Origin of the sequence: Brachybacterium sp. AG952, assembly GCF_004362645.1 — a bacterium.
In the GTDB taxonomy this organism is placed as follows: domain Bacteria; phylum Actinomycetota; class Actinomycetes; order Actinomycetales; family Dermabacteraceae; genus Brachybacterium; species Brachybacterium conglomeratum.
Genome location: NZ_SNXV01000001.1, coordinates 839647 through 853822 on the forward strand (window position 1 = coordinate 839647; position 14176 = coordinate 853822).

Below are 14176 nucleotides of genomic sequence, written 5' to 3' on the forward strand. Positions count from 1 at the left end.
TCGACGTACTGGCGAGGGACGAGCCGGTAGGAGATCAGCCGATCGAGCTGGGGGTAGGGCGCGTACCGCCCCGCTTCCTTCAGAGCTGGTCGGCGTCGAGGTCCGTCAGCCCGGCCTCGTGGGCGATGATCGCGATCTGCACCCGGTTGGTGCAGTCGAGCTTCGCGAAGATCTTCGAGACGTGCGCCTTCACCGTCGCCTCGCTCATGAACAGCCGCATCCCGATCTGGGCGTTGGACAGGCCCGCTCCGACCGCGCCGAGCACTTCCGTCTCCCGCTCCGTGAGCTGGTCGAGGCCCGGGTGGCGCTCCTGCCGCGAACCGGGGTTCGCCTCGGAGAAGTGGGAGAGCATCCGACGGGTCACGGTGGGGGAGAGCATCGCCTCGCCGCCGGCGACCACGTGCACGGCCCGGGCGAGGTCCTGCGGCGGGGTGTCCTTGAGCAGGAACCCGCTGGCGCCGGCCTCGAGCGCCTGGAAGACGTACTCGTCCATGTCGAAGGTGGTCAGCATGATGATCTTCGGCGCGCCGGTCTGCGCGGTGACCGCCTTCGTCGCCGCGATCCCGTCGAGGGTGGGCATGCGCACGTCCATCAGCAGCACGTCGGGCCGGTGCTTCTGCACCAGCGGCACCGCCTCGGAGCCGTCGGCCCCCTGACCCACCACCTCGATCCCCGGATCGGCACCGAGGATCATCGCCAGCCCGGCCCGGACCAGGGAGTCGTCGTCGATCAGTCCCACGCGCGTCACGTCGCCGTCGGCCACGGGATCACCGCCCTCACTTCGAATCGTCCGTCGTCGGTCGGGCCCGAGGTGATGGACCCGCCCGCATGGGTCACCCTCGTCTCGATGCCGGACAGGCCCATCCTGGCCCCCGGCAGATCCGTCGTGAACCCCTTGGGGAGCACATTACTGACCTCGATCACGAGGTCGGTGCCGGGCTCGCCGATCAGCGCCACCCGGGCCCGGGTGTGCACGGCGTGCTTGTGGATGTTGGTCAGGCCCTCCTGGACCACGCGGAAGGCGGTGCGCGCCAGGGGATCGGGGACCGGGTCGTCGATGAAGTCGAACAGGTCCACCGACACCCCCGCCTCCTGCGAGGTGGTCACCAGGCGCCGCACGTCCTCCCAGGTGGGCTGCGGGGCCAGCGGCGCCTGCTCCTCGTCCCCGCGCAGCACCCCCAGCACCTCCCGCAGCTCGGACAGCGCCGTGGTCGCGGTGCCGCGGATCAGGGAGGCGGACTGCTGGACCTGCTCGCGGCCCATGTCGGGGTTCACCTCGAGCGCCCCGGCCTGCAGGGCGACCAGCGAGATCTTGTGCGCGACGATGTCGTGCATCTCGCGGGCGATGCGGGTGCGCTCGGCGCGTCGGGCCTGCTCCTCGGCTGCGGCCCGTCCGGACTCGGCCTGCTCGGCCCGCTCCCGCAGCTCCGCCAGCAGCGCGCGCCGCACCGCCGTGTAGAGGCCGATCGAGGTCGACGCCGCCACGACCAGCGTGGTCAGCACGATCGTCATCAGCGCCGCCTCGGGCTGGTCGCCCATCAGCAGCAGCGGGGTGAGCGTGGCGGTGCCCGCTGCGAGCAGCGCGAACAGCAGCGTCAGCACGCGGTTCGGGCAGCGGGTGGAAAAGGTGTACGTGGCGATGATCAGCACGGTGATCGAGCCCGAGAAGGCATTGGCGATCTGCACCAGCGGCAGCAGCCACGGCCAGTGCCGGTGGCGGGCGAGCAGCGCGACGCCCAGCAGCAGCGCGAGGACGCCCTGCCAGCGGCCGATCGCGGAGTCGGCGAGCAGAGTCGTCGCCACCGCCTCCGCGGCGACGGCGACGACGATCAGCCCTTCCTGCCAGCGACGACGGGCGGGCGTTTCCGGGTGGTCCACCCGGTCACTGTAGCGGCGCGCAGGTGCCGCGCCGCCGCACGGGACGGGGTCGGCGACCATCGTCGGACGGGGACCGGCCAGGAGCCGACGTTCGTCGCCCGCGCACGGACCCGTGGTCGCTGTCGCCGCGCCGCGGCGGGGGAGGAGCGTGGAGTCATGACCTCCACCACCGCCACCGCCCCGACCCTCGAGGTGCGTGCGCTGAGCAAGCGCTACGGCGCCCGCGCCGCCGTCGACGCCCTCTCCTTCTCCTGCAGCCCCGGCACGGTCACCGGCTTCCTCGGCCCCAACGGGGCGGGGAAGTCCACCACCCTGCGGATCCTCACCGGTCTCGCCGAGGCGGACGACGGCATGGCCCTGATCGGCGGCCGTCGCTACCGCGCGCTGGAGCATCCCGCCCGCACCGTCGGCGTGATGCTCGATGCGCGCGCCCTCCATGGCGGCCGCACCGGGATCGAGACCCTGCGCCTGACCGCCCGCACCCTCGGGATGCCGCGCGACCGCGCCGAGGAGGTGCTCGAGACCGTCGGCCTCGAGCAGGCCGCGACCAAGCGCGTGGGCGGCTACTCCTACGGCATGCGCCAGCGGCTCGGGATCGGCGTCGCGCTCATGGGCGATCCCTCGGTGCTCGTGCTCGACGAGCCCGCCAACGGGCTGGATCCCGAGGGGATCCGCTGGATGCGCCGCCTGCTGCGCTCCTTCGCCGACGCCGGCGGCACCGTGCTCCTCTCCAGCCACCAGCTGCGCGAGGTCGAGGCGACCGTGGACCGGCTGGTGGTGATCTCCGAGGGGCGCCTGGTGCGCGAGGGTCCGCTCGAGGAGCTCACCGCCGTGACCGGCACCCGCGTCGCCGCGCTGGACCAGGCGGCGCTGCGCCGCGCCCTGGACGCCCACGGCATCGCCTTCGAGCTGCGCGCCGGCGGCGAGCTCGCCGTCAGCCTCGCCCCCGAGGACATGGGCCGCCTCGCCCTGCGCGAGCAGCTCGTGCTCACCTCTCTCGGCGCGGGCGCCGGCACCGGCCTGGAGGAGGTGTTCTTCGCGCTGACCGGGCGCGAGGAGCCCTCCGCCGACGAACCCGCCCCCGCCCTCTGACCTCCGCCCTCCGCCCTCCGCCCTCCGACCGCCAGGAGACCCCCGTGCGACCCGACATCGACCTGCGCGCCTTCCTCGACACCCGAGGCGCGAAGATCCTGCTGACTCTGTCCCTGCTCGCCGTGGCCGGCTTCGCCGCGCTCGGCGGCCTGATCCAGCCCGCGCTCGTCCCCGACCGCACCGCCGATCTCGAGGTGACCTTCTTCGTGATCTCGCTGCCGCTGACCCTGATCATCCCCGCCCTGACCGTGTGGATCACGGCGCGGGAGTGGTCCGACGGCTCGATCCAGATCACCCTCCTGCAGCGCCCGGGGCGCCTCGCTGTCCTGGCCTCCAAGGCGATCGCGGCGCTGGTGGTGTTCGTCGCACTGGCGGCGGTGAGCATCGGCCTGGCCGCCGCGAGCACCTGGATCGGCGGAGAGCTGATCGGCGAGGGGGCGGTGCTCTCGAGCATCGAGGGGGTGCTGACCACGCAGCTCGCGAACCTCGGTGCGACCTTCCTGTTCTCCCTCGCGATGGGCATGCTGCTGCAGTCCACCGTGCTGGGTCTGGTCGCCGCGATCGGCATCCCCTTCGTCATCGGGACCGCCTCGAACCTGGCCATGGCCTTCGGCTCGCAGACCCTGGCCGACGTCATCGCCGCGGTGGACCTCTCTGGCGCGTCGCTCGCCCTGGCGAACGGGGAGGCCGGCGCGTTCGAGCTGCTGCCGCTGGTCCTGCTCGTCCTGCTCCCCGCCGCGCTCGGGACGCAGAGGTGGCGGCACCGGGAGATCGGCTGACGGCGGACGCTCCGCCGAGGCCGGACGCTCCGCGGACGATGGCAGGGCCTGACGTCGGGAGACCGGCGGGGAAGCGTCCTAGGATGGCCGGGCCCCACGCATGCTTCCCCCATGGACAAGGACCCCGCATGACGCCCCTCCCCGGCACTCGACGCCCCCTCGCCCGCCTCGCCGCCGCGGCCGCCGTCGCGACGATGCTCCTGGCGGGGTGCACGGAGGGAGCCGCTCCGGAGGAGGACGCCCCGGCCGGCAGCGAGGCGAGCGACTCCGGCGGCGCGGACGAGGACTCCGCCGACGAGGGCCCGGCCCTCGAGGAGACCGGGACCTCCGCGGCGGTCGACCTGCCGATCGACCCGGCCGAGGACCCCGCCTACGAGGCCTACTACTCGCAGCAGATCGAGTGGGGACCCTGCGAGGACGTGGACGCCGAGGGCGCCGAGTGCGGGACGATCACGGTGCCGCTGGTCTGGAACGATCCCGAGGCCGGGGACATCGAGATCGCCGTCGGCCGCCTCGCCGCCGACGGGGAGTCGAAGGGCTCGCTCGTGACCAACCCGGGCGGACCCGGCGGCTCGGGCGTGAACTTCCTGCCGTCGGCGGAGATCCTGATCTCCCCCGAGGTGCGTGCGAGCTACGACGTCATCGGCTTCGACCCCCGAGGCGTGAACCGCTCGGAGGGGATCGAGTGCCTCGACGACGCGGAGACCGACGAGTACCTCGCCGCGACCGGGGGCCCCGCCGCGGAGGATGCGAGCGCACTCGCCGAGGAGTGGGGTGCGCGAGTGGCCGAGGCCTGCGAGGCGAACTCCGGCGAGGTCCTGCCCTATCTCGACAGCTACTCCGCGGCCCGTGACATGGACGTGCTGCGCGCGGCGCTCGGGAGCGAGGAGCTCGACTACCTCGGCTACTCCTACGGCACCTATCTCGGCGCGAGCTACGCCGAGCTGCACCCCGAGCGGGTGGGTCGCTTCGTCCTGGACGGCGCGATCGACCCCGACATGTCCATGGACGAGTTCTCCGCCGGCCAGGCCGAGGGCTTCGAGCACGCGACCGAGGCCTTCCTGGCCCGCTGCCTCGAGGCCGGCGACGCCTGCCCCTTCCGCGGCGACGAGGCCGAGGCGAAGGAGCAGCTGCTGAGCTTCTTCGAGAGCGTGGACGAGACCCCGCTGGACACCGGGGACCCCGAGCGGCCGCTGACCGGGGCCCTCGCCCGCTCCGCCGTGCTGACGCTGCTGTACGACGACGCGCAGTGGGAGTACGGGCGCGAGGCGCTCGCCGCCGCGATGAACGGCGACGGCTCCCAGCTGCTGTACATCGCGGACCTCTCCTCCGAGCGCCGCTACGACGGGACCTACCGCACCAACGCCGCCTTCGCGATCACGGCCGTGAACTGCCTGGACCACCCCGGGGTCGCCGACGAGCAGTGGGTCGAGCAGGAGGCCGAGCGCCTCGCCGAGGAGTTCCCGACCTTCGGCCCGATGCTCGGCGGGGACGGCTGCGCCCAGTGGCCCGAGGAGCCCGTGCGCGAGCCCGCGCCGATCACCGCCGAGGGCGCCGGCCCGATCCTGGTCGTCGGCACCACCGGCGATCCCGCCACCCCCTACGCATGGTCGGAGGAGCTCGCCTCCCAGCTCGACGACGCGACGCTGCTGACCTACGAGGGGGAGGGCCACACCGCCTACGGCCGCTCGGGCGGGTGCATCGAGGAGCAGGTCGACGCCTATCTCCTCGAGGGCACCGTGCCCGAGGAGGGGCTGCGCTGCTGAGCGGGACGCGGATCCGACGAGCGTGACGCGGATCGCGCCGGGACGCTTTGCGCCTGGCCAGCCAGGTCACGTACAGTGAACCGGTCCGCCGCGCGTGCGCGGCGACGCCGCCTTAGCTCAGTCGGTAGAGCGATTCACTCGTAATGAATAGGTCGCCGGTTCGATTCCGGCAGGCGGCTCCGGATCACGGGCCCGGCCCCCTCGAGGGGGCCGGGCCCGTTCTCGTCGGCGGGGGAGGGGCCGGCGTGGACGGGCCCGCTCGCTTTCTTGAGATTGTCCAGAAAGCGGGCTAGGGTGGGGGGCATGACGACCACCGACCACACCTCCGCCCTGCGGAGCGTCGGCCTGCGCGTGACCGCTCCGCGGCTCGCGACCCTGGCCGCGGTCGAGGCCCACCCGCACTCCGATGCGGAGGCGATCGCCCAGGCCGTGCGCGAGAACCTCGGCACGGTCTCCCGCCAGGCCGTCTACGACGTGCTCAACGCCCTCTCCGACGCCGAGCTGCTGCGACGCGTCTCCGTCGGCGGGCGCTCCATGCGCTACGAGATGCACCGCCACGACAACCACCACCACCTGGTGTGCCGCAGCTGCGGACGTCTCGAGGACGTCCCCTGCGCCGTCGGCGCCGCGCCCTGCCTGATCCCGCACGAGGACCACGGCTTCTCGATCGAGATGGCCGACGTCGTCTACCGCGGGACGTGCAGCGACTGCCGCGAGCGCGAGGCCGCCACCCCCTGAACCCCCTGACCCGGCTCCGGCCGGATCAGGGTCCTTGACCGCCCACGACTGTCAGAACGTTTCGTCACGACCTGTCAGAAAAACCACCCCGAGGAGAACTCCATGACCCACCTGGATCCCACGGCCCATCACGACTCGACGATCCCGTCGACCACCGAGTCCGGCGCCCCCCGCGAGTCCGATGCGCACTCGCTGAGCGTCGGCGCCGACGGCCCGCTGCTGCTCCACGACGTCGCCCTGGTCGAGAAGCTCGCCCGCTTCGATCGCGAGCGCGTCCCGGAGCGCAGCCCCCACGCGAAGGGCTCCGGCGCCTTCGGCGAGCTCGAGGTGACCGAGGACGTCTCGCAGTACACCAAGGCGGACCTGTTCCAGCCGGGTCGGAAGACCCCGCTGCTGCTGCGCTTCTCGACCGTCGCCGGCGAGCTCGGCTCGCCCGACACCTGGCGCGACGTGCGCGGCTTCGCGCTGAAGTTCTACACCCAGCAGGGCAACTACGACCTGGTCGGCAACAACACGCCGATCTTCTTCCTGCGCGACCCGATGAAGTTCCCCGACTTCATCCACTCCCAGAAGCGCACCCCGGACTCCGGCCTGCGCGACAACACCATGCAGTGGGACTTCTGGACCAACTCCCCCGAGAGCGCCCACCAGGTCACCTACCTCATGGGCGAGCGCGGCCTGCCGAAGTCATGGCGGCACATGAACGGCTACGGCTCCCACACCTACATGTGGATCAACGCCTCCGGCGAGAAGTTCTGGGTCAAGTACCACTTCCACACCGATCAGGGCATGGAGTTCCTCTCGAACGAGGAGGCGGACCGTCTCGCGGGCGTGGACGGCGACTACCACCGCCGCGACCTGTTCGAGTCGATCGAGAACGGCGACTTCCCGAGCTGGACCGTCTCCGTCCAGGTGATCCCGTACGAGGACGCGAAGACCTACCGCTTCAACATCTTCGACCTCACCAAGACGGTCTCCCATCAGGACTACCCGCTGATCAAGGTCGGCCGGATCACGCTGAACAAGAACCCCCGGAACCACTTCGCGCAGATCGAGCAGGCCGCCTTCAGCCCCTCGAACACCGTGCCCGGCATCGGGCTGTCCCCGGACAAGATGCTGCTGGGGCGCTCGTTCTCCTACCCGGACGCCCAGCGCCACCGCATCGGGACCAACTTCAACCAGCTGCCGGTCAACCAGCCGGTCGTGCCCACCAACTCCTACGACAAGGAGGGGCACATGGAGTTCCTGCACTCCGGCGATGCGCCGGTCTACGCCCCGAACTCCTACGGTCGCGGCTACCAGGACGCCCAGGGTCCGGTCGAGAACGGCTGGGAGTCCGACGGCGAGATGGTCCGCGCGGCCTACACCCTCCACGCCGAGGACGGCGACTTCGTCCAGCCCGGCATCCTCGTTCGTGAGGTCTTCGACGACGCTCAGCGTGAGGGGCTGGTCGAGACGGTCTCCGGTGCGCTGAGCACCGTCGAGGAGCCGGTGCTGTCCAAGGCCTTCCAGTACTGGAAGAACGTGGACCAGGCGATCGGTGAGCGCATCGTGCAGGCCGTCATGGCCGACCAGGGCGATGACCAGCCGGGCGGCGACCCCAAGGACGCCTGAGGCTCCGGCCTCCAGGGCCGTCCGCGGGGCGACCCCCTGACGCCGACGCGGCCCGTCCCCTGCGGGGGGCGGGCCGCGTCGGCGTGCGGGGGAGGGATCAGACGACGAGCACGTCGCTGGGGGAGGAGAGCAGGAGCTTCTGCACGGTCAGGCCCAGCAGGTGGCGGGCGAGGTCGTTCTGGCGGCGCACGCCGAGCACGAGCAGCTCGGCCCTCTCCTCCTCGACCACCTGCAGCAGGACGTCGGCGATGTCGTCCTCGGTGGTCTCCTGGCGGAAGGCGACGCGCACGGTGGTGCGGCGGAGCTCGTCACGGGCGATCTCGAGCTGCTGCTCGTCGGCGTGGCGGGGGTCCTCCTCGACGCCCGCGCGCAGCACGTTGACCACGACCAGCGGCCCGCCGCGCTGCTCGGCCTCCTCACGCGCCGCGGCCAGCGCCTTGAAGCCCACCTCGGTGGGGATGAATCCGACGACGACGGCCATCTGCTCTCCTGGCTGGGGTGCTCTCGGGCGACGGCCGCGACCTCGGTGTGCGGCCTGGTGCGATCCTACTGGTCCCGGGACCGTGCCGAGGGACCGTCGGCACGGCGCTGACCGGACAGCGCCTGGATCTCATCCATGATCCGGGCGGTCAGGAGGCGTCGGCGCACCCCCTTGGAGGCGGAGGGGTCGATCTCCTCGAGGGTGATCGGGGTGCCCACCCGGATCGTCATCTCGCCGCGGCGGGGGATCAGGGAGGAGAACATGTGCTGGGTGCCCTTGACCCCGACCGGGATCACGGGGCAGCCCGACTCGAGCGCGAGCCAGGCCGCGCCCTGCTTGCCCGGGTGCAGCAGCCCGTCCTTGGAGCGGTGCCCCTCGGGGTAGACGGCGAAGCCCTCCCCGTTGCGCAGCACCTCGAGCCCGGCCTGCAGCGCGCCCTTGCCGGAGGAGAGCGCCTCGCGGTCCACCGGCACCGCGCCGACGGCGTCGAAGAACCAGCGCAGCACCGCGCCGTGCGGGCCCTTCTGCGTCCACAGCGACTCCTTGGCCACGAAGCGGATCGCTCGAGGCAGGACCACCGGGATCATGAAGCTGTCGATGTTGGCGAGGTGGTTCGAGGCGATCACGAAGCCGCCCTCGGGCGGCACGTTCTCCAGCCCGCTGACCCGCGGGTTCCACAGCAGCCTCACGATCGGGCGCACGAATCCCCGCACACCGGTGTAGAAGCGTCCGACCACGGGTCCTCCTCAGGGTTCGATCAGCGCCCCACGATAGCGCCGCGGGCGGGGGCGACGGAGCGGCATCCCTGTGATCGTCGTCCCTGCCCGTGTGGTAGAACAGGCGTGCGATCGTGCCCGGTCCAGGTGCGATGCCGGAGACGGCCCGGCGCCCGTCGTCCCGACGGCGCAGCCGCCCCTCCCTGCCGAGCCCCCGAGGAGCCTGTCGATGCCGAAGATCCTGAACATCGCCGTGGTCGGCGCCGGAACCATGGCGCAGGCCGTGCACCTGCCGGTGCTGCGCCGGCGCTGGGACCGCTTCAGCGTGGCCGCGCTGGTGGACCACTCGCCCCGTCGGCGCCGCGAGGCCTCCGAGGTGTGGGGCATCGAGGAGGAGCGCCGCTACGAGACCGTCGCGGATCTCGTCGCCGCGGTGCGCGCGCGGACCCTCTCCCTGGACGGCGTGCTGCTGTCGACCGACGGGCTCCACGTCGACGACCTGCTCGCGATCGTGCGCCGCGGCATCCCGGTGATGGTCGAGCCGCCGCTGGGCTACTCCGAGGAGGAGATCGCGAAGGTCGCCGAGTTCGAGCGGATCGCGGGACGGCGCCTGGTGATGCTGGCCCATCCCCAGCAGTACGACGACTCCGTGGCCCGGATGTCCGAGCACATCGCGACCAAGGACCTGCGGATGGTGGACCACGAGGTCCTCATGCCCGCGAGCCAGCCCCTGTTCGGCCAGGCCCACGTCACCACCTCCTCCTACGACCTGCCCACGGAGCAGCGCACGGCGCGGCGCAAGGCGCTCCAGGCCGCCGTCGAGGCGGGCACCGGCGACGGCGCCACCCAGCGCGACCGGGACCTGTACGTCAAGGGTCTGCTCACCGGTGTCGCCCATCAGATGGCGGTCACCGAGGCGGCCTACGGCCCGATCGAGAAGCTCGTCGCGGTGCGGCACTGGCCCAAGGGAGTGATCCCCGGATCGATCGAGCTGCTCGGCGAGCTCGGCAGCGGGGCGCAGGTGCGCCTGGTGTGGCACTACCTCCCCTTCGCCCCCGAGTACTCCGAGACGCTCCAGGTGCTCTCCGCCCGTCGCCGCATGCGCCTGGACCTGCCCGCGCCCTCCCACGGCGACGCCCGCTCGACGGTCTCGCTGCGGGAGAAGAAGTCGGGCGTGGTCCAGGAGGTCGCGACCACCGCGCCGAAGGGCTCGGCCGAGCTGATGTGGGAGGCCTTCCACGCCTTCGTCGAGAAGGGCGAGGCGCCGCGTGCCGGCGCCGCCGAGGCGCTGCGCCAGGTGGTGCTGCTGCGCGAAGTGCTCGCCACCATCGTGGAGGCCGACGGCCGCAGCCTCGAGGCGGAGCCGGAGGAGGCTGATGCGGCGACCGATCCGTCGGAGGCGGAGCAGGACGAGGCAGAGCAGGCCGACGCGGTGCCTGCGGCCGCGACCGTCGAGGTCGAGCTGCCAGGGGCGGAGCCCGCGCCCGAGTCCCTCGAGCAGCCCGCGGCGCCGAGCACCGAGGAGGTCGTCGACGCCTGGTCCGGTGGCGCCGAGGGCGCACCGGCCGCGGCCGAGGACCCCGCCGCCCCTCAGGACCCGCGCCGCTGAGCCGCCCCGTCGACGCCGACGGTGCGCAGACCGCCGCCGGGAGCCCCCGTCGTCCCCTTCCGGGGAGGGCGGGGGCTCTCCGCATCGGCTTCCCCGCGTCCGGGCGCCAGGCCGGTGATCCGCGCGCCGGATCCGGCGCCCCGACGGGGGACGGGCGGGGGATGGACGGGGGACGGCGGGGGACACGCCGACGCCACGCCCGCGACACGCCGGGGCGCCCGCGGGACACGCCGGGAGACACCTCACTCGGAGGCCTGTTCCGACCGCTCCGGGAGCGGTGCGGACGGCGCCTGTCCACCGCCGTCGTCGGCCGCCCGGAGCACCGTCCACAGCGGGTTGTGCACGTATCGGCCGTGCTCGCACGGGAGGCCGCCGCTCCGTCCCCAGCGAGCACCCCTCCATCCACATGCTGTCAACAACGCGTTGTGGATGACACTCCTGTAGTTCAGTACATCTTGTGGTCGTCGCGCCGAGCCACCACTAGGTGTAGTGTTGATGTCGTCGCGGCGCACAGGGCTCCTGCGGGAGTCCACAGCCTCGCGACACGGTCCTCCGACCTCCTGAACATCTCCTTCTCGCCCCTGTCCTGCGCCTCGGCGCGACGCTCCTGAAAGGCACTTCCCTTGGACATCACCGTGTACTCGAAGCCCCTCTGCGTGCAGTGCGATGCCACCAAGCGCGCGCTGAACAAGGCGGGCGTCGCCTACGACGTCGTCGACATCACCGAGGACGCCGACGCGCTCGCGAAGGTGAAGTCCCTCGGCTACGTCCAGGCGCCCGTCGTCATCACCGGCGAGGACCACTGGTCGGGCTTCCGTCCCGACAAGATCAAGGCGCTCGCGGGCGTCGGCGCCGAGCAGCGCCGCACCGCCGCGATCTGAGAGGCCGGGGAGGCGTCGGCGTGACCCGTCTCGTCTACTTCTCCTCGGTGTCCGGCAACACCAAGCGCTTCGTCGAGAAGCTCGGCCTGCCGGCCCATCGGATCCCGCTCTATCCCAAGGACGATCCCCTCGTCGTCGACGAGGACTTCGTCCTGCTGGTCCCGACCTACGGCGGGGGCAACGGCCGGGGCGCCGTGCCCAAGCAGGTCATCAAGTTCCTCAACGACGAACGCAACCGACGGCACATCCGCGGTGTGATCAGCGCGGGGAACACCAACTTCGGGGAGGCCTACTGCTTGGCCGGGGACATCATCTCCGCCAAGTGCCAGGTCCCCCACATGTACAAGTTCGAACTGTTCGGCACTCCGCGCGATGTGACGCGGGTCCACGACGGATTGGAAGAGTTTTGGCGACACTGACCGAGATGCCCCCGGTCGAGCACAACAGGCAGCTCGACTACCACGCGCTGAACGCGATGCTGAACCTGTACGGCCCGGACGGCAGCATCCAGTTCGAGAAGGACCGCGAGGCCGCGCGGGAGTACTTCCTGCAGCACGTGAACCCCAACACGGTGTTCTTCCACTCGCTGCGCGAGAAGATGGACTACCTCGTCGAGAACGACTACTACGAGCCGGAGGTGCTCGAGCAGTACGAGTTCTCCTTCATCGAGTCGCTCTCCGAGCAGGCCTTCGCGAAGAAGTTCCGCTTCCCCACCTTCCTCGGCGCGTTCAAGTACTACACCTCGTACACGCTGAAGACCTTCGACGGCAAGCGATACCTCGAGCGCTTCGAGGACCGCGTGGTGATGGTCGCCCTGACCCTCGCCCGCGGCGACGAGCAGCTCGCCCGCAACCTCGTCGACGAGATCCTCGACGGCCGCTTCCAGCCGGCCACCCCCACCTTCCTCAACGCCGGCAAGGCCCAGCGCGGCGAGCTCGTCTCGTGCTTCCTGCTGCGCATCGAGGACAACATGGAGTCCATCGGCCGCTCCATCAACTCCGCGCTGCAGCTGTCCAAGCGCGGCGGCGGTGTCGCGCTGCTGCTGAGCAACCTGCGCGAGTACGGTGCGCCGATCAAGCACATCGAGAACCAGTCCAGCGGCGTCATCCCCGTCATGAAGCTGCTCGAGGACTCCTTCTCCTACGCCAACCAGCTCGGCGCGCGTCAGGGCGCCGGTGCGGTGTACCTCAACGCCCACCACCCCGACATCCTGCGCTTCCTGGACACCAAGCGCGAGAACGCCGACGAGAAGATCCGCATCAAGACCCTCTCCCTCGGCGTCGTGATCCCCGACATCACCTTCGAGCTCGCGAAGAACAACGAGCCGATGTACCTGTTCTCCCCGTACGACGTGGAGCGCGAGTACGGCAAGCCCTTCGCGGACGTGAACGTCTCGGAGGTCTACCACGAGATGGTGGACAACCCCCGCATCTCGAAGAAGAAGATCAAGGCCCGCGACTTCTTCCAGGTCCTCGCCGAGATCCAGTTCGAGTCCGGCTACCCGTACATCATGTTCGAGGACACCGTGAACCGTGCGAACCCCATCGCCGGCAAGGTGACCCACTCGAACCTGTGCTCCGAGATCCTGCAGGTCTCCACGCCCTCCACCATGAACGTCGACCTCACGTACGACGAGATGGGCCGGGACATCTCGTGCAACCTCGGCTCGCTGAACATCGCCAAGGCGATGGACTCCCCGGACTTCGCCCAGACCATCGAGACCGCGATCCGCGGCCTCACCGCGGTCTCGGACACCTCCGACATCGAGTCCGTGCCCACGATCGCCGAGGGCAACCGGAAGTCCCACGCCATCGGCCTCGGCCAGATGAACCTCCACGGCTATCTCGCCCGGGAGCGGGTGTTCTACGGCTCGGAGGAGGGCATCGACTTCACCAACATGTACTTCTACGCGGTCACCTACCACGCGATCCTCGCGTCGATGAAGCTCGCGAAGGAGCGCCAGGAGAGGTTCTACGACTTCGAGAACTCGAAGTACGCCACCGGCGAGTACTTCCAGAAGTACACCGAGCAGGTGTGGGAGCCGGCGACCGACAAGGTCCGCGAGCTGTTCGCGAACTCGAACGTGCACCTGCCCACCCAGGACGACTGGAAGCAGCTGCAGGCCGAGGTCGCCGAGCACGGGATGTACAACGCCTACCTGCAGGCCGTGCCGCCCACCGGCTCGATCTCCTACATCAACCACTCCACCTCCTCGATCCACCCGATCGTCTCCAAGATCGAGATCCGCAAGGAGGGCAAGATCGGCCGGGTGTACTACCCCGCGCCGTACATGACCAACGACAACCTCGAGTACTACGAGGACGCGTACGAGATCGGCTACGAGAAGATCATCGACACCTACGCCGCGGCCACGCAGCACGTGGACCAGGGCCTGTCGCTGACGCTGTTCTTCAAGGACACCGCCACCACGCGCGACGTCAACCGGGCGCAGATCTATGCCTGGCGCAAGGGCATCAAGACCCTGTACTACATCCGCCTGCGCCAGATGGCGATCGAGGGCACCGAGGTCGAGGGCTGCGTCAGCTGCATGCTGTGACGGCCTGACCCGCAGCGAGCGGCCCGCTCCCGGAGAGATCCGGGGGCGGGCCGTTCGTCATGCCC

General features: G+C 70.7%; 13 protein-coding genes and 1 tRNA gene. 10 read left to right on the forward strand and 4 right to left on the reverse strand.

Features of this window, described 5'->3' with window-relative positions; genetic code table 11:
* Positions 1–79: 79 nt before the first annotated feature.
* A complete protein-coding gene (locus tag DEU31_RS03665; protein WP_208109953.1) occupies positions 80–763 on the reverse strand; it encodes a response regulator transcription factor in 684 nt (227 codons plus the stop codon).
* Positions 745–1878: a histidine kinase gene (locus DEU31_RS03670; protein WP_243733699.1), complete on the reverse strand. Its 1134-nt coding sequence runs from the start codon at positions 1876–1878 to the stop codon at positions 745–747. The genes DEU31_RS03665 and DEU31_RS03670 overlap by 19 nt, the downstream gene beginning before the upstream one ends.
* A 156-nt stretch (positions 1879–2034) precedes the next feature.
* On the opposite strand from DEU31_RS03670, the gene DEU31_RS03675 reads away from it, so the two are divergent.
* From DEU31_RS03675 to DEU31_RS03700, 6 genes are all read left to right on the forward strand, one after another.
* Entirely contained in the window at positions 2035–2970 is a 936-nt protein-coding gene (locus DEU31_RS03675) for an ATP-binding cassette domain-containing protein (RefSeq protein WP_133675835.1), read from the forward strand.
* Between the two features lie 44 nt (positions 2971–3014).
* On the forward strand, positions 3015–3749 hold the full coding sequence (locus DEU31_RS03680) for an ABC transporter permease (RefSeq protein WP_133675837.1): 735 nt from the start codon (positions 3015–3017) through the stop codon (positions 3747–3749).
* A gap of 128 nt (positions 3750–3877) precedes the next feature.
* A complete protein-coding gene (locus DEU31_RS03685; protein ID WP_133675839.1) occupies positions 3878–5515 on the forward strand; it encodes an alpha/beta hydrolase in 1638 nt (545 codons plus the stop codon).
* Between the two features lie 106 nt (positions 5516–5621).
* Positions 5622–5694 (forward strand) — tRNA-Thr (locus DEU31_RS03690).
* A 124-nt stretch (positions 5695–5818) separates the two neighbouring features.
* The gene (locus DEU31_RS03695) at positions 5819–6253 is read left to right on the forward strand and encodes a Fur family transcriptional regulator (RefSeq protein ID WP_053917054.1); all 435 of its coding nucleotides are present in this window, start codon (positions 5819–5821) and stop codon (positions 6251–6253) included.
* Between the two features lie 102 nt (positions 6254–6355).
* A complete protein-coding gene (locus tag DEU31_RS03700) occupies positions 6356–7867 on the forward strand; it encodes a catalase (RefSeq protein WP_133675841.1) in 1512 nt (503 codons plus the stop codon).
* 97 nt (positions 7868–7964) lie between these two features.
* Here DEU31_RS03700 and DEU31_RS03705 read toward each other — a convergent pair whose 3' ends face one another.
* Positions 7965–8348 carry a universal stress protein gene (locus DEU31_RS03705; protein WP_010550469.1) on the reverse strand — a complete coding sequence of 128 codons (384 nt, stop codon included), beginning with the start codon at positions 8346–8348 and terminating at the stop codon, positions 7965–7967.
* Positions 8349–8413: 65 nt separating this feature from the next.
* Positions 8414–9085: a lysophospholipid acyltransferase family protein gene (locus DEU31_RS03710; RefSeq protein ID WP_133675843.1), complete on the reverse strand. Its 672-nt coding sequence runs from the start codon at positions 9083–9085 to the stop codon at positions 8414–8416.
* A 208-nt stretch (positions 9086–9293) separates the two neighbouring features.
* Between DEU31_RS03710 and DEU31_RS03715 the strand changes: the two genes are divergently transcribed.
* The 4 genes from DEU31_RS03715 (at position 9294) to nrdE (ending at position 14111) form a co-directional block, all read left to right on the forward strand.
* A complete protein-coding gene (locus DEU31_RS03715; RefSeq protein ID WP_133675845.1) occupies positions 9294–10673 on the forward strand; it encodes a Gfo/Idh/MocA family oxidoreductase in 1380 nt (459 codons plus the stop codon).
* Between the two features lie 623 nt (positions 10674–11296).
* Positions 11297–11554 carry a glutaredoxin-like protein NrdH gene (gene nrdH / locus DEU31_RS03720; protein ID WP_010550466.1) on the forward strand — a complete coding sequence of 86 codons (258 nt, stop codon included), beginning with the start codon at positions 11297–11299 and terminating at the stop codon, positions 11552–11554.
* 20 nt (positions 11555–11574) lie between these two features.
* Positions 11575–11973: a class Ib ribonucleoside-diphosphate reductase assembly flavoprotein NrdI gene (gene nrdI / locus DEU31_RS03725; RefSeq protein WP_010550465.1), complete on the forward strand. Its 399-nt coding sequence runs from the start codon at positions 11575–11577 to the stop codon at positions 11971–11973.
* Positions 11974–11978: 5 nt separating this feature from the next.
* Positions 11979–14111: a class 1b ribonucleoside-diphosphate reductase subunit alpha gene (gene nrdE, locus DEU31_RS03730; RefSeq protein WP_133675847.1), complete on the forward strand. Its 2133-nt coding sequence runs from the start codon at positions 11979–11981 to the stop codon at positions 14109–14111.
* The last annotated feature ends 65 nt before the right edge of the window (positions 14112–14176 follow it).